This is a genomic window from Bacillus sp. JK74 (genome assembly GCF_053663395.1).
In genome coordinates this window covers 906,091-929,740 of record NZ_JBSJQB010000001.1, presented here as the reverse complement: position 1 = coordinate 929,740, position 23,650 = coordinate 906,091, and the positions used below count along the sequence as shown (strand labels likewise).

The window sequence follows — 23,650 nt, the reverse complement described above, 5'->3', positions numbered from 1 at the left end:
TTAAGAGAGGGGGAGCGGATTTGAAAGAAGAGATCGGCAAGCCGAACGGTCTGGTGCCTCTAGCCTTATTGCGCGTCATGGATCAATTTTACGGGATCGAACATCAAAGTGAGCCGGAGATGCTGTATTCGTTCTGTGCGGAAGGAAAAAGCTCCCCCAAACGAAAAAAGCCATTGCGTATTCTGTACGCAACCTTTCTCCGTTACCCGAATGTCGGAGGACTGGCGAGTTATATCACGTCAATTAAGACGGGTTTTGAGCGCATCGGTCATCAGGCGGATGTCATCTCGCCGCTCCAAATGCCGCCAGCTTTTTTTCAGGAAGATATCCCGCGGGCCGCTGACGAGATCAGAGCGTTTCTTGTTGGCAGATACGGCGCCGCAAACGAAAAGTTTGTGAAGAATCTCAGCTATTTACATGTCTTTCAAAGATTTTTGAAGGAGAAGGACTTAGAACAATATGACCTGTTTCACGCGCAGGATTTATTTGCGGTATTTTTGCTGGGATACCTTAATCAAACGTATCGGCGTCCGCTTTTTTTCACGCCGCACGGACATTTTACGAAAAGCCGGATGAAGTTTCATAAAATCCAAAAGGGTTCAATAGAAGAGGCATATTTCAGTGAAATAGAAAGGCAGGGTATTCGGGCTTCGGATAAAATCATTACAATCAGCGACTCCTTTCACGAGCCCTTGCTGGAGTACGGAGCGAAGGAGGCTCAGCTGACGACTGTTCATACCGGCATTGACATCCGGGATGCACCCGAGCCAAAACGTGCTGAAAAGCTCGTGATTGCGTGCGTTTCCCGTCTGACCGAGCGAAAAGGACATGATGTGCTGCTGGACGCTCTCGCCCGCATCCGGCACCATTTATCCGGAGTGGATATATGGATCATCGGAGACGGAAACATGAGAGAGTTTCTGGAAGAGAAGAGACGGAAACTGGGCCTCTCAAATGTGTTTTTCCTCGGAAAACGACATGATGTGCCGGCGCTTTTGGCTGAATCATCTATATTTGTCCTGCCGACATTGAATGATAATTTCCCCATAGCGATCATCGAAGCGATGTTCTCAGGTCAAGCCATTGTTGCAACTGACTGCGGAGGAATCCCTGAGATGATCCGGCATGAGGACACAGGGCTTATCTGTCAGCCCGGCAACAGCCGCGAACTTGCTGATGCCCTCGTAATGCTGATTACGGATCAGTCTCTCAGGGAACGGCTTGGAAAAGAAGCGCGCTCCTATGCCGGCCGGTATCTGCGTCAGGAACTGATGGTTTCAAAAATAGAAAGGATTTATCAATCATTTTTCTGAATGATACCGGCGCCGCATGGCAGGTGCTTCAAGAGCAGAATAAAGAGGCCGGCGTTTAACTATCCAGCCTCTTTCCGAGCTGTTTTTTCATCTCACACAGAGTCTGCTGGCTTTGTCCGCCCGGGCCGCCTGTCATTCCTCGCCGGGCTGAGCGTGTTTTTCCGGTGCTGTATCGGTCAGCTGAGATTTTTGTGCCGTTCTTTTTAATTCATGAGACAAGCTTTGTGTTGCCTGAATTGTTTCCGGATTATAAGAAATAGTTCACTTTTCCTTCGTCAACAAGTTGTTTCAGCTGTGAGACGGTTTTACCGAAATTTTCTTCACGGAAAAAAGAGACGGAAAGCCATCGCTTCCGCCTCCCGCACATATATATGAGAGAGCGGCCTTTATTTGTGATCGTTCTCTTTTTGGATTTCAGCTAATTTGGCAAGCAGAATGTGCTGAGGCATGTGCATGATTCTCTCAAGCGGCATATTCAGTGATTCTGCGAGCTTTTGCGCCGTTTCGGCGGAAATTTGCAGCGGTTTCATGTGATCACTCCTTCCGTTTCTTTATTGTACTAAAATCAGAAATCTATCGTAAGAGGATATGACAAAGGAATGGAGGTTTGAAAAGCGGGGCTTTATAACAGAATGGGGGAGGTTTTTTATGCAATCGCCATTGATGTTATTACAGCTGAAGCTGGCTGATTATCAGAAAAAAGCCGCAGAACTGCGGACAATTGACGAATTTATCATACTGAAACAGACATTGCAGGACATGATGAAAGTATTCGCCGCCTGTGAAGAATGGGAGCTGTATCAAAAAACGGCCGATCTCATGGCGCAGACGGTGCTGCACATCCGTTTCATCGAATAAGGAAAAGCCCTCGCTCGGGCGAAGGCTTTTCTTAAAAGGACCGTTCTTCTTCAATGTTTTTATGCTGATCATAAATGACAAGCTTAGACGGGCTGTTCTCTTTCGCCGTCTGCTCCGCTTTCTCGATCGCCGTGTCCTTTGATGTATAAAGAGCCGTCGGCGCCACATTTTCCACCTTCACAAACCATCCGTCCGCATCAACACTGGGTGTTACAGCATATGTTTTCATCCTTCTTACCTCCTGGTTTCGATTTATTTATTTGTTTCCCGGCATTCGGAACGGCAAAACACATAACCCTCTCCTCCAAATACAGGTAAAGTGATATTTTTCTATTCTTTTTCATGAGAAATGGTAAAATGGAGTTTGGATATTTTTTAAGGAGAGGACGGTGCTTAGCATGACAGACCTTCTGAATGATCGGCTGCCGCCGCAAAACATAGAAGCTGAGCAGGCCGTGTTAGGTGCTGTTTTTTTACAGCCGTCTGCGTTGACACTGGCTTCTGAAGTGTTGATTCCGGATGATTTCTACAGAATGTCACATCAAAAAATTTACAATGCCATGCTCGTGCTCGGAGACCGCGGTGAACCGGTTGATTTGGTCACGGTAACGTCAGAGCTTGCGAATACCGATTTGTTAGAAGAGGTGGGCGGCGTTTCTTACCTGACGGATATCGCGAATTCCGTTCCGACAGCGGCTAATATAGAATATTACGCGAAAATCGTTGAGGAAAAATCCATTCTCCGCCGTTTAATCAGAACGGCGACCTCGATCGCTCAAGACGGGTATACGCGCGAGGATGAAGTTGAAGATTTATTAAGCGATGCGGAAAAAACGATTATGGAGGTCGCGCAGCGAAAAAATTCGGGCGCCTTCCAAAATATTAAAGACGTGCTTGTGCAAACATACGACAACATTGAGCAGCTTCACAACCGGAAAGGCGATATAACCGGGATTCCGACCGGTTTCATCGAGCTTGACCGGATGACGGCGGGTTTTCAGCGGAATGATCTGATCATTGTCGCAGCCCGTCCGTCTGTGGGGAAAACGGCGTTTGCCTTAAATATTGCGCAAAACGTGGCCACCAAAACGGATGAGAGCGTCGCGATATTCAGTCTTGAGATGGGTGCCGAGCAGCTTGTCATGCGTATGCTCTGCGCTGAAGGGAATATTAACGCCCAAAATCTCAGAACGGGTAATCTGACGGAAGAAGATTGGGGCAAGCTGACGATGGCGATGGGAAGCCTGTCAAACAGCGGTATCTTTATAGATGACACCCCCGGCATCCGCGTCAGCGAAATCCGTTCAAAATGCCGCAGACTGAAGCAGGAGAACGGATTGGGCATGATTTTAATTGACTACCTGCAGCTCATTCAGGGAAGCGGCCGTTCGAGCGACAACCGTCAGCAAGAGGTATCGGAAATTTCACGGGCGCTAAAAGCGCTGGCGCGGGAGCTTGAAGTCCCGGTCATCGCTCTGTCTCAGCTCTCCCGGGGTGTTGAGCAGCGGCAGGATAAACGTCCGATGATGTCAGATATCCGTGAGTCGGGAAGTATTGAGCAGGATGCCGACATCGTCGCCTTCCTGTATCGTGATGATTACTATGATAAAGAATCCGAAAACAAAAACATCATCGAAATCATTATCGCCAAACAGCGTAACGGCCCGGTGGGCACCGTCTCACTGGCTTTTGTGAAAGAATACAATAAGTTCGTAAACCTGGAAAGGCGCTTTGATGACGGCGGTGTTCCGGCAGGTGCGTAAAGCCTCAAGCAATGTCTTGAGGCTTTTTTTCATCCGAAAGAATGAGAGAATGCCGTCCGTTCGGCAGACGAAAAAAAGAAAGCGCTTTTATATAATGGCATTAAGGGAGGGATGATGATGACAATTGAATTTCCGCAATTCCAAGCGGCGCAAATCCGGATTGCCCGGCCGACCGGACAGCTCAAAGAAATCATCAGGTTTTATGAAGAAGGCCTCGGATTGAAGAGAATCGGCAGTTTTTCCGGACATGAGGGCTACAGCGGCGTCATGTTCGGCCTGCCGCATACGCAATATCACTTAGAATTCACCGAAGAAACCGGCTCGTCTCAGCCGGCGCCCGTTCCGCACGGCGACAGCCTGCTTGTCTTTTACATCCCTGATCAGCAGGAGGTCATTCGCATCAGCACGAAATTAAAGCAGATGGGATATGAGGAGAAAGAATCCGAAAATCCGTACTGGGAAGAAAAAGGCGTGACCATCGAAGATCCTGACGGCTGGCGGATCGTCCTGATGAATACAAGCGGAATATAAATGACTGTCTGAAGAACCTGGGATACGGGTTCTTTTTCATGTTAAAGTATGAAAGTTTCGGGAGTAATAGATAGCAAATGAAAGAGAAAACGCTTTTAATCAGGTTTAAGGCGAACAAATATAGAATAATAAGATTTAAACGTTCGGATTTACGATTGACTTTCTGTTTCTGCACTGATACACTTAATTTGTTTGAATGAGATATCGTTTTGAAAGGTTAACGGAGGTGCACGGATATATGTCTTCAGTAGTCGTAGTAGGTACGCAGTGGGGCGATGAAGGAAAAGGTAAAATTACAGATTTCCTATCAGAAAATGCAGAAGTGATCGCACGTTATCAAGGCGGAAACAATGCAGGACATACCATCAAGTTTGATGGCGTCACGTACAAGCTTCATTTAATCCCATCAGGAATTTTTTATAAAGAAAAAGCGTGTGTCATCGGGAACGGAATGGTTGTTGATCCGAAAGCGCTCGTAACGGAGCTTGCGTATCTTCATGAACGCAATGTGAGCACGGATAACTTGAGAATCAGCAACAGAGCCCACGTCATTCTTCCATACCATCTGAAACTGGATGAAGTAGAGGAAGAACGCAAAGGGGCCAACAAGATCGGCACAACGAAAAAAGGCATCGGACCTGCTTATATGGACAAAGCGGCGCGGATCGGCATTCGGATCGCAGACCTGTTAGATCGCGACGTGTTTGCAGAAAAGCTTGAGCGGAACCTTGAAGAGAAGAATCGTCTTCTTGAAAAAATGTATGAAACGGAAGGCTTCAAAATTGAAGATATTCTGGATGAGTATTATGAATACGGCCAGCAGATTAAAAAGTATGTATGCGATACATCCGTCGTCTTAAATGACGCGCTGGATGAAGGCCGCCGCGTTTTATTTGAAGGCGCTCAAGGAGTTATGCTTGATATCGACCAAGGGACATACCCGTTTGTCACTTCATCCAACCCGGTCGCCGGAGGGGTGACGATCGGTTCAGGCGTAGGCCCGACAAAAATCCAGCACGTCGTCGGCGTATCTAAAGCGTACACAACCCGTGTCGGTGACGGTCCTTTCCCGACTGAGCTGAAAGATGAAATCGGAGATCAAATCCGTGAAGTCGGACGCGAATACGGCACAACGACAGGCCGTCCGCGCCGTGTCGGCTGGTTTGACAGCGTTGTTGTCCGCCATGCCCGCCGCGTCAGCGGAATCACAGATCTTTCTCTGAACTCAATCGATGTGCTGACTGGCATTGAAACATTGAAAATCTGTGTCGCTTACCGCTACAAAGGTGAAGTGATTGAAGAATTCCCGGCAAGCCTGAAAGCTCTCGCAGAGTGTGAACCGGTATATGAAGAAATGCCTGGCTGGACGGAAGATATCACAGGCGCAAAAACATTGAGCGATCTTCCTGAAAATGCGCGCCATTATTTGGAACGCGTATCTCAGCTGACAGGTATTCCGCTTTCTATTTTCTCTGTCGGTCCCGACCGTTCACAAACGAACGTCATCCGCAGCGTATACCGCGCTAACTAAGAATTTGCAGCAAACAAGCCTCCGGTCACGGAGGCTTGTTTTTTATGTAGGAAAAAAATAATAGATTTTTTTCAAAAAAGTAGTTGCCACTTTCGAATGTTCTATGATATTATAAATCTCGTTGTTACGGAACAGCTTCAATAGAGTACTGCAAGAAAGCTTTTGTCTGAATGCTCTATGATACATAATCCGACACATCAAGAGCCATTAGCTCAGTTGGTAGAGCATCTGACTTTTAATCAGAGGGTCGAAGGTTCGAGTCCTTCATGGCTCACCACTTTTTATGGCCCGTTGGTCAAGCGGTTAAGACACCGCCCTTTCACGGCGGTAACACGGGTTCGAATCCCGTACGGGTCATTGATTTACTTTAGCGTTATTGCTAACTCCTTATTTGTCCTCGGAGGGCCGCCACGATACGGTTCTCCGGACAAATTACTGTAAGGTCCGGTAGTTCAGTTGGTTAGAATGCCTGCCTGTCACGCAGGAGGTCGCGGGTTCGAGTCCCGTCCGGACCGCCATTTTACTTTACTTTATAGTATAGAAAAGAAACATCTGGCTCGGTAGCTCAGTTGGTAGAGCAACGGACTGAAAATCCGTGTGTCGGCGGTTCGATTCCGTCCCGAGCCACTTACCCAAACGCATCTGCAATAGTAGGTGCGTTTTTTCTTTGTTATAAAAAAGGGAGAGCCGGCTTTTCAGCCGGCCCAGAAGAAGACGTCAAACAATAGACGGCGTTTATTTTCGTGAGGTTTCAAAAAAATATTATTTTTTAAAAGAAAATAAAAAACATGACAAAAGGATGGCAGTTCAATACGTTTTTGCGCTGTTCTCTTTAATTTTTTTATCTTTTGACCTGAAACCGTTATAATAGACGGGGAACGTTTTTCATGATCCGAATTGTGATCATCATGAAACATCAATAGATGAAATGAAGTCATTCTGGCAGGAGGAAAATCAAGATGATGGATAAGAAAATCCTTGTAGTCGATGATGAAAAACCGATTGCAGATATATTAGAGTTTAATTTAAGAAAAGAAGGCTATGACGTGCATTGTGCGTACGACGGAAACGAAGCCGTGGAAATGGTGGAGGAGCTTCAGCCTGATTTAATTCTTTTAGATATTATGCTTCCGAATAAAGACGGAGTTGAAGTGTGCCGGGAAGTCCGGAAAAAATATGATATGCCGATTATTATGCTGACGGCAAAAGACTCGGAGATTGACAAGGTCATCGGGCTTGAAATCGGAGCGGATGACTATGTCACGAAGCCTTTCAGCACGCGTGAGCTTCTGGCCCGCGTCAAAGCGAACCTGCGCCGCCAGCTTACAGTTGCGCCGGCTGAGGAAGAATCAGCTTCTAATGACATTCATATCGGTTCTCTCGTCATCTTCCCTGACGCTTATGTCGTATCAAAAAGAGAAGAAACGATCGAGCTGACTCATCGTGAGTTTGAATTGCTTCATTACTTAGCCAAACATATCGGACAGGTTATGACGCGTGAGCATCTGCTGCAGACTGTGTGGGGCTATGACTATTTCGGTGACGTGAGAACGGTGGATGTAACAGTGCGCCGTCTCCGTGAGAAAATCGAGGATAATCCGAGCCATCCGAACTGGATCGTCACAAGACGGGGTGTCGGTTATTACTTGAGAAATCCTGAACAGGACTAACCGGCGATGAATAAGGTTGGTTTTTTTCGGTCGATTCAGTTTAAGATCACGCTGATCTATGTGCTTCTCATTATCATCGCCATGCAGATTATCGGCGTGTACTTTGTGAAACAGGTGGAGAATTCTCTTCTCAAGTCCTATGAATTATCGTTAAATCAGCGGATTGACAATCTTTCCTATTATATTGAGCAGGAATATAAAGGAGATAATGACAGCACCGTCATTAAAGATGACGTCAAACGGATTTTGAATGATTTTACGAAAAACAATGAAATACGGGAGATTACATTTGTTGATAAAAGCTATGAGGTCGTCGGTTCTTCGAGGCCTTATGGCGAGGAAATAGCGGGGAAACAGACGACTGACCCGATTTTTAAACGGATTTTCTCAACAAAACAGGCCTATTCAAAAAAATATTATGATCCTAAAAGCAAAAACAGAGTGCTGATTTCAGCAAAACCTGTCGTCACAGAGAATCAGGAAGTTGTCGGCGCGATTTATGTCGTGGCCAGTATGGAAGATACCTTTAACCAGATGAAAACCGTCAACTCGATTCTTGCTTCAGGAACAGGCTTAGCCCTTGTTCTGACGGCCCTTCTCGGTATTTTTCTCGCCCGCACCATCACCCATCCGCTGTCGGATATGCGTAAGCAGGCGATGGAACTGGCAAAAGGGAATTTCTCCAGAAAGGTGCGGAAATACGGGCATGATGAAATCGGTCAGCTCGCAACGACGTTCAACCATCTGACGAGAGAGCTTGAAGATGCCCAAGCCATGACAGAAGGGGAGAGAAGAAAGCTTTCTTCCGTTATCGCGTATATGACGGACGGTGTCATCGCTACGAATCGCAACGGGGCTATTATTCTTTTAAACAGCCCTGCGCTTGAGCTGCTTAATGTTTCACGTGAAACGGCTTTAGAGATGCCGATTACGTCTTTATTGGGCATAAAAGAGAACTTTACATTTGAGGATTTAGTAGAACAGCAGGATTCAATGCTGCTGGAGATCGAACGTGACGATGAAACGACTGTACTGCGGGTGAATTTTTCCGTTATTCAGAGAGAGCACGGAAAAATCGACGGTTTAATCGCGGTTCTTTATGATGTCACCGAACAGGAAAAACTCGATCGGGAACGCAGAGAGTTCGTTGCCAACGTGTCTCATGAGCTGCGGACACCGCTGACGACCATGCGAAGCTATTTAGAGGCGCTTGCGGAAGGCGCGTGGGAAAACAAAGATATCGCTCCGCGTTTCTTAATGGTGACCCAAAATGAGACTGAGCGCATGATCAGATTGGTGAACGACCTGCTTCAGCTTTCTAAATTCGACAGCAAAGATTATCAGTTTAATCGGGAGTGGATTCATATGATCCGCTTTATGTCACTGATTATCGATCGTTTCGAAATGACGAAAGAACAGCATGTTGAATTTATCCGCGAGCTTCCGGACAGAAATCTGTACGTGGAGATTGATCAGGATAAAGTGACGCAGGTTCTCGATAATATCATTTCTAACGCACTGAAATACTCACCGGAAGGCGGGCATGTCACTTTCTCAGTCGATGTGAACGAGAAAGAAGAGCTGCTTTATATCAGCGTAAAAGATGAAGGTATCGGCATTCCGAAAAAAGATGTGGAAAAAGTCTTTGACCGTTTCTACAGAGTGGATAAAGCGCGCACGAGAAAACTCGGCGGCACCGGGCTCGGCCTTGCGATTGCAAAAGAGATGGTTCAGGCGCACGGCGGAGACATTTGGGCCGACAGTGTAGAAGGCAAAGGAACGAAGATTACATTTACTCTTCCATATAAAGAAGAGCAAGAGGATGATTGGGATGAGGCGTGAAAATATAAAAACAGTCATACTGTCAGTGCTGGTCGTCATTAGTCTTGTTTTAACATGGGGAATTTGGACATTCCAGCCCAATTTTTCAGAAGGCACGGCCTCAACCAAATCGACTGTCCGGGAAAAGCATAAAATTGATAAAACGAGCCAAAAAGTGTCGCAAACGGTAAAACCCCGGGATATGTTTATTCATACAAACGGCTCTCATTATAAAGTGGATGATGAGACGCTCTTTAATGACCTGTGGGCGGATTTGCCGCAATGGGAAGTAAAAGGGATGAAGGATATTTCCGATCAATACGACAAGCTCGGTTTTAAAAATTGGCTTTACGGCAGAAACGGCAATTCGGCAAAGCTCGATCTGCAATTCAATGACACCATTCCGATTGATTTCTTCCAATCGATGTTTAAATGGTCGAATCCGTCAATGGAATACAGCTCATTTGACCATATTGTCATTCCGTTTAATGAGAATAAGACGAATAAGAAGATTTACATGGTCTCATACAGCAAGCAGCTGATTTTGGAAGTGACTGTGGAATCGGCGAATTACCGCAATCTGATGAATGAGCTGTACAGCAAAAAGTCGAGTATGCCGTTATACCACCTCTATTCGGTCGGAAAAAGCAAAGAATTTCTCATGCCGAATGCGCGGTTTAATATGAAGGAAAAAGAATTTATCACTGAAACCATTAAGACGAACCTGTTTAAGCAGACGCTTTTTAATGATCCGAGCACGGTCAGAGAGGACCCGAATTACAATCGGAATGTGCTGACTGACGGAATCAGCCGTCTGGAAATCAATTCGACACAGCGGCAGATTCAATTCCAGCATCGGAACCTGGCACAAAGCGCTTCTTACCAAACGGGTGAGCTGATTAAGAAAAGCTATAAATATTTAGAGGATACGGGAAGCTGGACGGATCATTATCAATTTTTCAATGTGAGTGATAACCAGCAGCTGAGTTTCTACATGTTTAAAGACCAAATGCCTGTGATCAACAGCACGTCTAAGCCTTTCGGATCCGGACCTGTTTTGACCCTGCAATGGGCCAATGACGAGGTTCTCAGCTACAAGCGGCCGAACTATGTTCTCGGGCCGAATCCGATTAAAACAAAAGACGTAAAAATGATGAACGGCAATGAGGTTGTGTCTCTGCTGGAGCAGCAGGATAAATACGACGTGAACAAAATCGACCAGATCTTCCTGTCCTATCAAATGGTCTCTTCGTCAACGAATGATCTCGTTGAACTGGAACCCGTCTGGAGTATGAAAATCAACGGGAAGATCGTCCCGATTACGAAAGATCTGCTGGGGAAGGAGGAGGACGATAATGGAGTGGAATAAGACAAAAACGATCTTCATCATTGCCTTCCTCATCCTCGATATTTTTCTCGGCTATCAGTTTTTTGAAAAACGCTCGAGCAGTGAATACGAAGTGATTAAAAATTCAAACGTGGAAAAAGACATGGAGATGGATCATATCACATTTGGCAACCTGTCTTCTGATTCCGCGACGGGCTACCGGCTGACGGCGGGCCAAAAAGTATTTACCGCTGAAGATATTGATGCTTTGAAGGATCAAAAGCCGTTAATGGAGATGCCGGCGGATGATCACAAGGTCACAACGCTGAAAATGAAATTTACCGATCCGGTCGGTTTATCGAAGCAAAAACCGCAGGAGGATGCGGAATCGCTCGTCAGCTCTAAAGTAACCGGCGGTGAAAAATATAAACTGTGGAAAGTCGACAAGGATCAAAAACAGATCATTTTTTACCAGACGTATGACGGACAGTTTATTTATCAGGATTTTGACTCGTCCACGGATGCGATCGGACAGGTGATTCTGCATCTGAACGATAAAAACCAGGTCGTATCTTACGAGCAGACCATGCTGGAGTCATTCAAGCGAATCCAGACCGAGAGCCTGATTCCTGAGCTTGATGCGGTCGAATTATTGTATTCTCAAAATTACTTAAAAGCGAATTGCGCCGTTAAAAGCGTCAAGTTCGGCTATATTGCCCAATACCCGCTGACAAGTACGCAGGTGCTGGCGCCGGTATGGAGAATTACAATTGAAGATAAGTCAAAAGGGACGAAGAAAAAGACACAGCAAACGTACACTGTGAATGCATTGGAAAGCACAGTCATTGATAACAATCAAAATAAATAATGGAGTGAGACACAATGGGCTTGCAATTTAGCGTGCTTGCGAGCGGGAGTACCGGAAACGCGTTTTATCTGGAGACAGAGGAGCACTCTTTTCTGGTGGATGCCGGCCTGAGCGGTAAAGCGATGGACGGGCTGATGGAGAGAATCGGCCGTAAGATAGACGACGTCGACGGCATCTTTGTCACTCACGAGCACAGCGACCATATTAAAGGGCTCGGCGTCATTGCGAGAAAGTACGGTCTACCCGTCTACGCCAATGAAAAGACGTGGAAAGCGATGGAGAATCAGATCGGCAAGCTGGATACCGGACAAAAGTTTTTGTTCCCGATGGAAAGCGTGAAATCTTTCGGCGGGCTTGATGTTGAGTCATTCGGCGTCTCTCATGACGCGGCCGAGCCGATGTTTTATGTTTTCCACTACCAAGGCAGAAAGCTCGCGCTGATGACGGACACCGGATATGTGAGCGACAGAATGAAAGGCATCATCCGTTCGGCCAATGTGTTTGTGTTTGAAAGCAACCATGACGTCGGCATGCTGCAAATGGGCAGATACCCTTGGAGCATTAAGCGGCGGATTTTAAGCGATGTCGGCCACGTCTCGAATGAAGATGCGGCGCTCGCCATGACTGATGTCATCGACGACGGCACATCGCGCATTTATTTGGCGCATCTGAGCCAAGACAACAATATGAAGGAACTGGCGAGAATGTCCGTGCAGCAGACATTGGCTGCGAAAGGATTTGTCGCCGGGGAAACGTTTCAGTTATTTGATACCGATCCGAAAATTCCGACGCCGCTGTGCGCCGTGTAATTTTTCCAAATGAATCATGATTATTAATCCGCGATCTGACCCACACTATAAGCAAATCGAGTACTCTTGAAAGGATTTGAGATAGGGTGGATTATAATCGCGATGATGAACAGTACGCCTCCGAACAGCCCCGCCGCAGCAAGAGAGGATACTTTCTATCAAGTCTGATCGGCGTCATCGTCGGGGCCGCGCTCATGGCTTTCCTGCTGCCGTACTGGACAGGCGGAGACCATGGAGACAGCAGCAAAAGCACCAGCCAGCGTCTCGGCAGCGAACAGGTGAAAACAGTCAACGTAAATGTCAATGACGCTGTCACGAATATGGTCAGCCGTGTATCGGATTCGGTAGTCGGCGTTCTCAATATCCAAAAGACCGATATTTGGGGAGAGGGCGGCGAAGCGGGAAGCGGTTCGGGCGTCATTTACAAAAAGAACGGAAACACATCTTATATCGTAACCAATCACCATGTCATTGAAGGTGCGACTGAGATTGAGATCAGCCTGAAGGATGGCTCGCGCGTGCCTGCTGAGCTGATCGGGAGCGACCGTCTGATGGATCTCGCGGTACTGAAGGTGAAGTCTGATAAAATCAAATCGGCCGCCCAGTTCGGCAATTCTGATCAAGTCAAAGTCGGAGAACCGGTCATTGCGATCGGAAATCCGCTCGGACTTGAATTTGCGGGATCAGTGACACAGGGGATCATTTCAGGCACGGAAAGAGCGGTGCCCGTTGACTCAAACGGCGACGGACATCCGGATTGGAATGCGGAAGTGCTGCAGACCGACGCCGCGATTAATCCCGGCAACAGCGGCGGCGCTTTGATGAATATATCGGGCAAGGTGGTCGGCATCAACTCAATGAAGATCGCTGAATCCGCCGTTGAAGGAATCGGCCTGTCCATTCCGTCAAAGCTTGTCATTCCCGTTATTCAGGATTTAGAAAAATACGGAGAAGTCCGACGGCCTTTCCTCGGTATTGAGATGAAATCCTTAACGGATATTGCGAGCTACCATTGGAGCCAGACGCTGAAACTCCCGAAAGGCGTTAAAACCGGAGCGGTCATTATGGGTGTCGACGCGTTTTCACCGGCCGGAAAAGCGGGTTTGAAAAAGCTCGACGTGATCACCGGATTCGACGGACATAAGGTCAATGACGTTGTGGATCTCCGCGAGCGCCTGTATCGCAAAAAGATCGGCGACCGTGTGAACATCACGTTCTACCGTTCGGGAAAGAAAAAAACAGCGGAAGTCAAACTGACCGAAGCGGATCGATTACAGAAATAAAAAAGCAGCCCGGACATCCGGGCTGTTTTTTATTGATTTATTTGTTAATATTATACTATTGTGAAGCAGGGAGGTGAAACACATGAAAACGGCTGATGTGATCATCGTATTGAGTGAAATCGAGGGTGAATGTGAAGGAAGAATTATTTTAGAATGCAGAATTTAAGAAAATGAAACACGTCATATCAAACGTCCTTTTTCGGGGGCGCTTTTTTTATGCCTTTTTTCGAAGCTATAAAAAAGAACTGAACGCGGGTCTCAACACGTTCAGTTGAAAATGGGTATGTTTAGAAAAGGGCAGACATGACCTTAGAACTTTGTAATTGAAACAGACTGGTGCTGAATTGAAGCGGCAGCTTATTGATTATGATTTGCAGATGGCTCCGTTTTCAGCGTTTACTTTCACCAATTCAGCTTAGCTTCCGTTTTGTTTCTGATAAAAGCGAATAATAGAAGGGGAAGCGAAAAAAATAAACACAGGCTGATACATCTAAGGAGAGACTGCATCATGAATAAGTTGAAAGGCATCAAGCTGCTGAGTGCAGACGGCGAGTCTGCACTCATTGATTCTTTAACGATGGGGCTTCATCACGGAACGGTCCTCGGGGAAGACAATATCGTCGAGGCATACATCCGTTCTTTGCGCGAAAAGCTGAAGGACAAAGAGCACAAGGTGATTCGCACGGTTCGGGGCGCCGGGTACAGGGTGGATCTGGCATGAAACGGCTTTACAGAACCCTGCGGTTCCAGCTCCTGTTCAGGTCACTGGCGATGTTGACCTTGCTGTTATGTTTCATCGGCGGCACACAGTACATGTTGATGAAACGGACGATGTATGAAAATCAGGCGATCAGCATTCAGAGTGATATCAATTCAATGGATCAAAGCGTATGGAGGTCAATCAAAACCCTTGCCCGTTCCGAAACACCGGCTCATCCGAAGGTGATTTACCCCGGGGTGACGGTTGCTTTTATCAATCAATCATACAAGATGTCAGTTTTATCAGAAGACCCGCACGCGGGGGCCGCTCCTTCTTTTCCGAAAAACGTGTATCGGGATGCGCTGACAAATACAATGGCGCTTCACTACCAGGTGGCTCACAATAAGGCGGGTGAGGAAATCATCGTCGTGTTTAAGGCGATTTCCGTTGACGGAAGGCAGGCGGGAGTTGTGCAGATGAGCACGCTGACCCAGCCTCTGAATGATTCGCTGTTCCGCCAGATCAGCATTTTCGCGGTGCTTTCCTTTGCGGCTTTGGTCATCGGACTGTTTGTTTTTTTGCCGGTGATCCGGCTCACACTCAAGCCGCTGTCCCGCATTGTGCATATGATGGGTGACATTCATGCCGGCAGTCTCGATAAACGGCTGCCGATTGATAGGAAGCAGGCCGAAATTGAGTCATTGGGCATCTCCATCAATCAGATGCTGGAACGGATTGAAACCGCGTTTCAGGCGGAAAAAGAAGCGAAGGAGCGCATCCGGCGGTTTGTATCAGACGCATCACATGAGCTGAGAACGCCGCTTACCTCCATTCACGGCTTTATCGAAATTTTAATGCGCGGAGCGGCGGAAAAGCCGGAACAGAAAGAAAAAGCGCTTCAAAGCATGTACGCGGAATCCGTCAGGGCGAATAAGCTGATAGAGGATCTTTTGTTTCTCGCGAAGATTGACCGGGAGCCGAGCTTTGAAATGAAAAAAGGGGCATTGGGAGACGTCATTTTGGAAATGGAGGCTGAGCTGAAGCTGCTTGCGAGAAACCGGAAACTCGAGTTCTTTGTTGATCAAAAGATAGACGCTGTTTTTGACAAAGACAAAATGAAGCAGGCCATTCTCAATCTCTTTTACAATGCGGTGCAGCATACGGATGAAGACACGGGTGTCATCACCGTCTCCCTGCAGAAAGACGGAGGAATCATGCTTATGATTGCGGATAACGGAACGGGAATCGCTCCGGAGCATGTGCCTCATGTGTTTGACCGGTTTTACAGGGCGGAAACCTCCCGATCCCGTCAATCCGGCGGCACGGGGCTGGGTCTTGCCATTACAAAAACCATTATCGACAGCCATAACGGAACAATTGAAGTGAAAAGTGAGCAGGGAAAAGGCTCCGTGTTCATCATCCGGCTGCCGGGATAAACCGGGATGCCGGAAGAAATATCACAATTTATATAAATTCTAAATTTTCAAAAAATAACTTGTCCTTTTCCAATATTGATGATAATATCTAGTTATTGGTAAAGGGGGTGTGTACTGATGAAGATTGAAGAACTTGATCTTGATACAGAAACAGCAAGCTTGGTGCAGCGTTGCTAGTAAAGCCGTGACTCCCCTCATTGGGGAGTTATTATCTTTCAGGGGGTATGTCATGATGTCAACGGACTGTAAGCGCTGGAAGTTTAAAGACAGCGTGCAGGTGCTGACCTACACGGGGCATATTATCATTCAATATCGAAAGGCGATTAAGCTTGCGCATACGAGTGAGATCAAAGAGGCGGTTGAACGGCTGATCACCGGCTGTGAAAAACAAGAGCTTTCTGATCTTCTGGGAGAGGAAGCGGGAAACCGGTTTTTCGATGCGTTAATGAAATTGGATGCTTTAATAGAGCCATGGCAAAACGGCCGTGAAGGCTGCATCACTGAAAAGCAGCTGTACCATTTTGAGAAATACAACCAAAACCCCAATCTGATCCAAAACAGGTTAGACGGCAGCAGGGCAGCGATCGTGGGTCTGGGGGGCGTCGGAACGATCATTCTTCAAAACCTTTTGGCGGCGGGCATCCAGCATTTTATTCTCATTGATTTCGATGCCGTATCAGTACATAACCTGAACAGACAATTCGTCTATAATAAATCTTCTGTAGGCAAATTAAAGATCTCAGAATGCAGAGATTATATTGCGGGTATCAATCCCCATGCGGACGCAGCACTTTACCATCAGGAAATGACACAGCCGCAGGACCTGCGTGTGTTAGATCCGTACGAAATTGATATCGTCATAAATGCCGCTGACAAACCCCATAACATTTCTGAATGGGTTTATCAGTATTGTAAGCAGCGGAATATCGCGTTTATGACCGGGGGTGTCGGCAGCTTCAGCGGCCAATGGGGGCCTCTGCTCACGCCTGAATCCTATCAATCCGGCGTCACCTATGAAAAAAGCATGCCGGCCGGACTTCTGAACTGTTACCCCGATGAACCGATCAAAGGTTCTTTAGGAGCGACAAACGGTATTATATCCTCGTTTATGTCTCATGACATTATCACATACCTTGCAGGCGGAAGCCCGAAATCCCTGAATACCCGCATCGGCTTGGACTTTGACGGCCTTCATATTACAGAAACGAAGCTATCTCAAAAGGAAAGCGCTTTATGAAGACGATGCATCGTACGGCGAGAAAACCGGGCGACCCTCTGAAAATAGAAATCGACACAAGCCCGATACGCTTGAACCCATTAGATACGCAGGATTACACAAGCAAGATGATTTGCAGCATTATGTATGAAAGCCTGCAGGACGGCTATAACTGCCGAATCATCCGCAAAGATCCCCGCACCTGTCAGGTGGACATTCACCCGGACTATTTAGGTGACGCCGAGGGTGTGGTTCAAACGATCATCTATCATCTGACGAAAGAAAACCAAAGTCCCCATCTCGGCAGTTTCCTGAACATAAAACAGGCCGTTCCGTATGTAAAAGGCCTCGTCTCTTCCGATCAGCTCGGGGTGAACGTAACGGGTGAAAAACGATTTGAAGTCACCTTGGACGAGCCGTCTGATGAAATAGAAGCCGTTTTGCAGAGCAGCTTTCTGATTCCGGGAACCGCCGGGGGCGATGTGCCGGAAAACGGCCCGTACCGATTCAAGCGTACGTTTGAGAAGGGGCTGGAATTTGAGCGGAATCCGCAATATAAAATGACGCCCGCGGATGACCGCACCGTTCAGATCATCCAATTTATTTTGAATGATGATCTGGAAAAAAGCATCGGGCTGTACGAAGCGAATCAAACGGACGTGACCTGCCACACCCAGTTTTATCATTCCAACATGAGGTATCGGCAGTATGCTGATTTTAAAGAAAATCATTTGCCGATGTTATTTACCTTCAAGGTAAAGGACGGCATGCTGAGAACTTTCATTCAGCATTATTTTGATAAACAAAAGCTGGCCGGGGATTTGGGGCATATCATCACACCGACTGATTCACTGATCGGTATATGGGAAAGCGGGCGGACACCGCAGAAAGATCCGCCCCTTTTGACAAAAGGAGAGCCGATCCGAATCGTTTATGCCGATTATTATCCCAACGGAGAGATCATTGAAAGGCTGGCTGAATTGTTTCGGCGGGCCGGAGCGGACGTATCCGTCTCCCGCGTCAGTCATTTCAATGATTATTACCATATGGATAAAAGCGGGTTTGATATTGAGCTCCATTTGTTCCTGCCGGCTTACATGCATGAGCTGAGCTATATCAAATATTTCATCCGCGACATCAGCGATCCGGGGAAGAAAAAAACGATCATTGATGCCATAGGATCTGAAAAAAAGAAGGAACTTTTTGGGTTATTCGAGAATACAACTCATTATTGCCCAATTTGTTTTGGGAAAAGTCTGTATCTGCAAGATCCATGTATAGAGGGTTTTAGTGTAAAGACTGACGGGCTCCTTTCTGTTCATGATGTTAAATGCAGATAGCTGGAAAGGGGTATTCATTTGCGGAATCGAAATTTGCTTTACTTCTCCGGTTTTTTCGGAAACTTCTTTTTCGAACGGGGAATTTGGATTTTATATTTAACAAGCATGAATTATTCATTGTTTCTAGTGGGCATCCTGCAATCGGTCCTGAATTTGGCGATGTTTCTGGCGGAAGTGCCGAGCGGCGTCATCTCGGACAGAATCGGGAGAAAAAAATCGCTCTTGCTCGGCCATTTTATGGTCATTGTCTATTTGGTGATGTTCCTGAGCTTCCATAACTTCATCGCCCTCTTCATCGCCCATATTATATACGGTATCGGGCTGACGTTTATATCAGGAACGGATCACGCCTTTTTGTTTGATTCACTGAAAGAACAAGGGAAAGAAAAGTGGTACGGCAAATCCATCGGAAATTATAACGGACTTGTCATACTCGGTCTTGCGATCGCCATGGGCATCGGCGGCTACTTGCAGGAAATATCATGGTCGTATGTGTTTATCGCCGGGATTGTGACTCAGCTGATTGCGATGGCGGTCATTACACAGCTGACGGAAATCAAATTTGAAAACAGTGAACACGAAACGCAGACGGTCGGGGACATCTTAAAAGAAGTCAAAGATTTCTTCAGACTGAACAAAGCCTTTAAATATTTGGTGCTGTCACTGTCTGTTTTCTTTGCGATTACATCGGTTTTTTATATGTACGGACAAGATTTGTTAAGTCAGGAAGGGCTGTCCGTGCGCAATATATCCATTATTTTTGCGGGACTGTCCATCTTGCAGGCGCTGTGCTCCATCTTTTCTTCAAAGCCGGCGGAAAAATTCACGCCGAGGCGCGTGCTTCTGCTGACATTCTGCATCATCGGGGCGGCCTATCTGTTTATACCTTCGGGCAGCCTGTACGTGACGATTGCAGCTTTTGTCGTCATCAACGCGCTCTATGATGTGATAGAACCCGTATCCAGTCAGGTGGTGAATAATGAGATTCCGTCCAGAACGAGAGCCACGCTGCTGTCCATTATCAGTTTGATGACCTCGCTCTTCATGTTCATTGCCTTTCCGTTTATCGGATTCTTAACGGACTATTTTGATTCAGCTTTGCTGCTGACCGCAATCGGGGTATTATCCATCTTATTGTCGCTGTTTATGATGCTCAGCTTTTACAAACTGAAAGCGAGCGTCGCCATCCAGAATAAAGTCGAGCTTTGAACCAGAATGACAAAGGGATGATGTGAATTGCTGAATATTCATAATCTTACGGTAAATTTAGCGGGAGATACCATTTTCAAACAAGTTTCTTTCTTCATTAATGAAGGCGAAAAAGTGCTTGTGGCCGGGCCGAACGGTTCCGGCAAAAGCACGCTGTTCAGGGTGCTTTCAGGAGAGCTTGAGGCGGATGAAGGAACGATTGCGATCAACAAAGGGGCGAAGGTCGGTTTGCTGAAGCAGATCGCTGATCCCCATGAGGATCTGACGTTGTATCAATATCTGGAAAAATCGTTTGAAGCTCTCGCGGCGATCCAGAAGGAAATGAAGGCCATTGAGCTGAAGCTTTCGGAACCGATGAGTGATGACGAGCTGACTGCTTTATTGGAAAAGTACAGTCAATACACGGAAACATTTGAGCGGAACAACGGCTACCAGATGCACGCGATGATTGACGAGGTATGCAATGGGCTCAGCCTTAGTGAATTAAAGGATCAGCCGTTTTCAAAGCTGAGCGGCGGCGAAAAAACAAAAGCCGGCCTTGCCGAAATTTTAATCCGCAACGACGACATTATACTGCTGGACGAGCCGACCAACCATTTGGATGTCCATGCGATTGAGTGGCTTGAAGGGTTTATAAAAAAATCGAACAAAACCATTCTGTTTACGACCCACGATAAAACGTTTGCCGACCAGACGGCGATGAAGGTGCTCGAGATTGACGATACCGAGGTGAAGATTTGGCCTTACGGTTTCAGCGAATACCTGAAAAAGCGGGAAGAATTCATCATCGCCCAGTTTGAGAAATATGAAGAACAGCAGAGAAAAATACAGAAGATGAAGGAATCCATCGCCCAGCTGAGAGATTGGGCCAACCGCTCGAATCCGCCGTCTGTCAGCCTGCACAGACGCGCGAATAATATGGAAAAGGCGCTGAAAAGGATCGAGCTGATCAATAAGCCGGTCCGGACGGAGCAAAAATTAAAAAACGCATTTCAGGAAGCGGGCGCCGGTTCAAAAGATATTGTGTTCATTGAAAACGGAAAGGTGGCCAACGGATCTTCCCTTTTATATCAAAATGTGAATCTGCGAATAAAGCATAAAGACAGAATCGGCGTCGTCGGCAGAAACGGCGTCGGCAAAACAACGCTGATCCGCTGTATCATCGGGGAAAGAGAACTGTCGGACGGCACCATTAAAGTGGGGGAAAATCTTAAGATAGGCTACATTGATCAAAAGAGCCAAGTCGGAGATTCGAGTCAGACGATTCTGCAATTCTTTAAAGAAAATCTGCTGACTGAAGAGGGCATGGCCCGGAATATGCTGGCCAAGTACGGATTTTACGGGTCGTCGGTCTTTAAAAAACTTTCCGTCCTGTCGGGCGGTGAGAGAATCAGGCTGAAGCTGTCCATCTTAATGGAAAAAAAGCTGAATGTTTTGATCCTGGATGAGCCGACCAACCACTTGGACATTGAATCTCAGGAAATTCTCGAAAACAGCCTGATGCAGTTTCAAGGCACCATCATCTGCGTTTCTCACGACAGAAACCTGCTGGAGAAGTTCAACAAGATTTTCTGGCTTGAGAATCAAAACGTCACCATCTTTTCAGGTCCATACAGTTACGCCAAACAAAAAAAACGGCAGATTGCCGAATAAAAGGGGAATGGATATGACCATTGACAGACTGACAATCAATGAGTTATCGTACGATCTTTTTGTAAGCGAGTATGCTGATAAGAAACCTTTTATTTTGACGGGGGCAATGGATTACTGGGAATGCAGGCCGTGGACGCTTGAATACATTGACGAACACTATGGAGACAGAATGGTCACCATCCGGAAATCAGATATCGAAGGGGTCAAAACGTTTAAACAAGTAAAGCTTTCCAACTATATCGAGTACATTGATCAGAATGATGACAAATGGTACTGTGACTGGAATTTTACGCAGCTGAACCAAAATGACTTAGACCTTGTCTATTCCGCACCCGAGTATTTTACAAAAGACACATTGAGAGCGGATGAAGAAACGGGACGGGACTGGAAATGGTTCTTTCTCGGTTCTAAGCAGACAGGCACGCCGCTGCATCAGGATTTTAACAGCACGCACGCGTGGAACGGCGTCATTTTCGGAGAGAAGGAATGGATTTTCTATCATCCGGACGACTCTCCGTATTTGTACGAAGGAAATATCAATGTCTTTGATGAAAAAGACATAGAGCAAAAACCGCTGGCGCAAAAGGCGTCTCCGATCCGCTTCAGACAAAAGGCGGGAGAAATCATTTACGCGCCGCGCCATTGGTGGCATCAAGTCGAGAATACGGAACATACATTGGCAGTGAGTGAGAACTTTTGGTTTACCGGAGAGCGGCTTGCCAATCAGATATAACCTGACGAAAGGCTGAGAAGCATCTCAGCCTTTTTTTGTATGGATTCATTTCATCCGGTCCAGACCGAATTTTTTCAGGCGGTATTGCAGGCTCTGTCTGCTGATTCCGAGCTCGTTTGCCGTTTTGGATATGTTATTGCCGTGTTTTCTCAGGGTTTTTTCGATCATGTATTTTTCGAAGTTTTCCATTTTGTCTTTTAAATCGGTGCCGGGCTGGGTGCTTGCGGCTGCTTTGCTCTCCGTGTCAGCGGGTTTGATTTTCATCCGGTATTGGTAAGGCAGGTGGGCCGCCGTAATCGTCGTTTCATCCGTCATAAAGTTCATGGCGCCTTCAATCATATGTTCAAGCTCGCGGATGTTGCCCGGCCAGTCATACTCCAGGAAAAATTGCTGCACATCGTCACTGATCGAATCGACATGCATTTGGAACAGGTGGTTGTTTTTCTGAATAAACACTTCGGCCAGAGGCAGAATGTCTTCCTTGCGCTCCCGGAGCGGGGGAATGATCAGCGTGACAACGCTTAAGCGGTAGTATAAATCTTTGCGCAGCCGCTCTTCTGAAATGGCAGTGATCGGGTCTTCATTCATCGTGGCGATGATACGGACGTCAATCGGTTTGTCCTGAGCTGATCCGATGCGCCTGATTTTCTTTTCCTGAAGGGCGCGGAGCAGTTTTGCCTGCAGGCTGAGATTGAGAGAGTTGATCTCATCGAGGAGCAGGGTGCCTCCCTGCGCCTGCTCAAATAAACCGGGCTGGTCGATGGCTCCGGTAAAGGCGCCTTTTTTCGTGCCGAATAAAATACTTTCGACCAGACTGTCCGGCAGGGCGGCGCAGTTTTGTGAGATGAACGGGGCCCCTGAGCGCTGGCTGCCGTTGTGAATGCTTTGGGCGAACAGTTCCTTGCCTGTTCCCGTCTCGCCGGCCAAAAGCACGGACGATGACGTACGGGTTGCCCGTTTCGCGTTTTCTATGACTTCCCGAATGACCGGGCTGTTGCCGAGAATGCTGTCAAACGTGTAGCTGTTCTGTTCTTTCCTGTGCATGTTCTCCCTGATCAGCCGTTCGAGCTTGGTGACGTCCTTGGCGATTTCCACGGCGCCCTTGATCTCGCCGTTTTGCACAATCGGGAAGGTGTGGTTGATCGTCGTGATTTCCTGGCCTTTGTTATTGAAATAGCTCTGCTTTACATTTTTAATCGTTTTGCCTTCTTGAAGGGCCTGAACGAGCGTGCTGTCCTGCTGATTGGAAAACATAAATACATCAGTCAGATTTTTATGCAGGACGTCCCGTTCATCCATATCTTCAATCTGCATCATTTTCTTATTGTAAATGACGGTGCTGCCCTTCTCATCCACCACATGCAGCCCGACATCAATCTCTTCCAGAATGCTTTGTAACACGAGTGTGTAAAATTCGCTGGTTGTGTGCAGGTCAATTCCCCCTCTCAATCGTCTTAACATTCATTATTTTAAAATAAATCGAACAGGAAACGCAAAAAAATTTTGCGCTTGGCGATGTTTAAAAATAAATGGAAATTGAGGTAATAAAACCATTGACTTTTTTAGGGAAATGATTGATATTTAGATAT

21 protein-coding genes, 4 tRNA genes and 1 pseudogene are annotated in these 23,650 nt (G+C 46.8%); 22 read left to right on the top strand and 4 right to left on the bottom strand.

What is annotated here, in order from left to right:
• Positions 1 to 20 precede the first annotated feature (20 nt).
• Entirely contained in the window at positions 21 to 1,313 is a 1,293-nt protein-coding gene (locus ACWJJ5_RS04665; RefSeq protein WP_156735329.1) for a glycosyltransferase family 4 protein, read from the top strand.
• A 55-nt stretch (positions 1,314 to 1,368) separates the two neighbouring features.
• Here the strand turns inward: ACWJJ5_RS04665 and ACWJJ5_RS04660 are convergent.
• Together ACWJJ5_RS04660 and ACWJJ5_RS04655 are read right to left on the bottom strand one after the other, a co-directional pair.
• A pseudogene (locus tag ACWJJ5_RS04660) lies at positions 1,369 to 1,617 on the bottom strand (hypothetical protein); the annotation flags it as partial.
• Between the two features lie 82 nt (positions 1,618 to 1,699).
• Positions 1,700 to 1,843: a YycC family protein gene (locus ACWJJ5_RS04655; RefSeq protein ID WP_014306172.1), complete on the bottom strand. Its 144-nt coding sequence runs from the start codon at positions 1,841 to 1,843 to the stop codon at positions 1,700 to 1,702.
• A 118-nt stretch (positions 1,844 to 1,961) separates the two neighbouring features.
• On the opposite strand from ACWJJ5_RS04655, the gene ACWJJ5_RS04650 reads away from it, so the two are divergent.
• Positions 1,962 to 2,171: a hypothetical protein gene (locus tag ACWJJ5_RS04650; protein ID WP_015418617.1), complete on the top strand. Its 210-nt coding sequence runs from the start codon at positions 1,962 to 1,964 to the stop codon at positions 2,169 to 2,171.
• A 31-nt stretch (positions 2,172 to 2,202) separates the two neighbouring features.
• Here the strand turns inward: ACWJJ5_RS04650 and ACWJJ5_RS04645 are convergent, their stop codons facing one another.
• Positions 2,203 to 2,400 carry a DUF2188 domain-containing protein gene (locus ACWJJ5_RS04645; RefSeq protein ID WP_454022238.1) on the bottom strand — a complete coding sequence of 66 codons (198 nt, stop codon included), beginning with the start codon at positions 2,398 to 2,400 and terminating at the stop codon, positions 2,203 to 2,205.
• A 169-nt stretch (positions 2,401 to 2,569) separates the two neighbouring features.
• Here ACWJJ5_RS04645 and dnaB point away from each other — a divergent pair, with 169 nt between their 5' ends.
• From dnaB to ACWJJ5_RS04545, 20 genes are all read left to right on the top strand, one after another.
• Positions 2,570 to 3,934 carry a replicative DNA helicase gene (dnaB, locus tag ACWJJ5_RS04640; RefSeq protein WP_004393100.1) on the top strand — a complete coding sequence of 455 codons (1,365 nt, stop codon included), beginning with the start codon at positions 2,570 to 2,572 and terminating at the stop codon, positions 3,932 to 3,934.
• A 117-nt stretch (positions 3,935 to 4,051) separates the two neighbouring features.
• A complete protein-coding gene (locus ACWJJ5_RS04635) occupies positions 4,052 to 4,465 on the top strand; it encodes a VOC family protein (RefSeq protein ID WP_070082656.1) in 414 nt (137 codons plus the stop codon).
• Positions 4,466 to 4,703: 238 nt separating this feature from the next.
• Positions 4,704 to 5,996, top strand: a complete 1,293-nt coding sequence (gene purA, locus ACWJJ5_RS04630; RefSeq protein WP_004393102.1) for an adenylosuccinate synthase — start codon at positions 4,704 to 4,706, stop codon at positions 5,994 to 5,996.
• Between the two features lie 201 nt (positions 5,997 to 6,197).
• Positions 6,198 to 6,273: transfer RNA gene (locus tag ACWJJ5_RS04625), tRNA-Lys, on the top strand.
• Positions 6,274 to 6,281: 8 nt separating this feature from the next.
• A tRNA-Glu gene (locus tag ACWJJ5_RS04620) sits at positions 6,282 to 6,353 on the top strand.
• Positions 6,354 to 6,437: 84 nt separating this feature from the next.
• Positions 6,438 to 6,514 (top strand) — tRNA-Asp (locus tag ACWJJ5_RS04615).
• 36 nt (positions 6,515 to 6,550) lie between these two features.
• Positions 6,551 to 6,623, top strand: a tRNA-Phe gene (locus tag ACWJJ5_RS04610).
• A 335-nt stretch (positions 6,624 to 6,958) separates the two neighbouring features.
• The gene (gene walR / locus ACWJJ5_RS04605) at positions 6,959 to 7,666 is read left to right on the top strand and encodes a cell wall metabolism DNA-binding response regulator WalR (protein WP_004393104.1); all 708 of its coding nucleotides are present in this window, start codon (positions 6,959 to 6,961) and stop codon (positions 7,664 to 7,666) included.
• A 6-nt stretch (positions 7,667 to 7,672) separates the two neighbouring features.
• Positions 7,673 to 9,508 carry a cell wall metabolism sensor histidine kinase WalK gene (gene walK / locus ACWJJ5_RS04600; RefSeq protein WP_004393106.1) on the top strand — a complete coding sequence of 612 codons (1,836 nt, stop codon included), beginning with the start codon at positions 7,673 to 7,675 and terminating at the stop codon, positions 9,506 to 9,508.
• Entirely contained in the window at positions 9,498 to 10,856 is a 1,359-nt protein-coding gene (gene yycH, locus ACWJJ5_RS04595) for a two-component system activity regulator YycH (RefSeq protein WP_004393107.1), read from the top strand. The genes walK and yycH overlap by 11 nt, the downstream gene beginning before the upstream one ends.
• On the top strand, positions 10,843 to 11,682 hold the full coding sequence (locus ACWJJ5_RS04590) for a two-component system regulatory protein YycI (RefSeq protein ID WP_004393108.1): 840 nt from the start codon (positions 10,843 to 10,845) through the stop codon (positions 11,680 to 11,682). The genes yycH and ACWJJ5_RS04590 overlap by 14 nt, the downstream gene beginning before the upstream one ends.
• Positions 11,683 to 11,696: 14 nt before the next feature.
• On the top strand, positions 11,697 to 12,491 hold the full coding sequence (locus tag ACWJJ5_RS04585; RefSeq protein WP_414094074.1) for an MBL fold metallo-hydrolase: 795 nt from the start codon (positions 11,697 to 11,699) through the stop codon (positions 12,489 to 12,491).
• An 86-nt stretch (positions 12,492 to 12,577) separates the two neighbouring features.
• Positions 12,578 to 13,774, top strand: coding sequence for a S1C family serine protease (locus ACWJJ5_RS04580; RefSeq protein WP_071392522.1), 1,197 nt, complete (start codon positions 12,578 to 12,580; stop codon positions 13,772 to 13,774).
• Between the two features lie 508 nt (positions 13,775 to 14,282).
• Positions 14,283 to 14,495, top strand: coding sequence for a winged helix-turn-helix domain-containing protein (locus ACWJJ5_RS04575; RefSeq protein ID WP_004393115.1), 213 nt, complete (start codon positions 14,283 to 14,285; stop codon positions 14,493 to 14,495).
• On the top strand, positions 14,492 to 15,910 hold the full coding sequence (locus ACWJJ5_RS04570) for a sensor histidine kinase (protein ID WP_454022237.1): 1,419 nt from the start codon (positions 14,492 to 14,494) through the stop codon (positions 15,908 to 15,910). Before ACWJJ5_RS04575 ends, ACWJJ5_RS04570 begins: the two co-directional genes overlap by 4 nt.
• A 229-nt stretch (positions 15,911 to 16,139) precedes the next feature.
• The gene (locus ACWJJ5_RS04565) at positions 16,140 to 17,147 is read left to right on the top strand and encodes a ThiF family adenylyltransferase (protein ID WP_454022236.1); all 1,008 of its coding nucleotides are present in this window, start codon (positions 16,140 to 16,142) and stop codon (positions 17,145 to 17,147) included.
• Positions 17,144 to 18,466: an ABC transporter substrate-binding protein gene (locus ACWJJ5_RS04560; RefSeq protein ID WP_454022235.1), complete on the top strand. Its 1,323-nt coding sequence runs from the start codon at positions 17,144 to 17,146 to the stop codon at positions 18,464 to 18,466. Before ACWJJ5_RS04565 ends, ACWJJ5_RS04560 begins: the two co-directional genes overlap by 4 nt.
• Positions 18,467 to 18,484: 18 nt before the next feature.
• Positions 18,485 to 19,675, top strand: a complete 1,191-nt coding sequence (locus ACWJJ5_RS04555) for an MFS transporter (protein ID WP_014306161.1) — start codon at positions 18,485 to 18,487, stop codon at positions 19,673 to 19,675.
• A gap of 27 nt (positions 19,676 to 19,702) precedes the next feature.
• Positions 19,703 to 21,328 (top strand): ABC-F family ATP-binding cassette domain-containing protein, encoded by a 1,626-nt coding sequence (locus ACWJJ5_RS04550; protein ID WP_070082649.1) that lies wholly within the window; start codon positions 19,703 to 19,705, stop codon positions 21,326 to 21,328.
• 13 nt (positions 21,329 to 21,341) lie between these two features.
• Positions 21,342 to 22,061 carry a cupin-like domain-containing protein gene (locus ACWJJ5_RS04545; RefSeq protein WP_454022234.1) on the top strand — a complete coding sequence of 240 codons (720 nt, stop codon included), beginning with the start codon at positions 21,342 to 21,344 and terminating at the stop codon, positions 22,059 to 22,061.
• A 45-nt stretch (positions 22,062 to 22,106) separates the two neighbouring features.
• Here ACWJJ5_RS04545 and ACWJJ5_RS04540 read toward each other — a convergent pair whose 3' ends face one another.
• The gene (locus tag ACWJJ5_RS04540; protein WP_071392516.1) at positions 22,107 to 23,522 is read right to left on the bottom strand and encodes a sigma-54 interaction domain-containing protein; all 1,416 of its coding nucleotides are present in this window, start codon (positions 23,520 to 23,522) and stop codon (positions 22,107 to 22,109) included.
• Between the last annotated feature and the right edge of the window lie 128 nt (positions 23,523 to 23,650).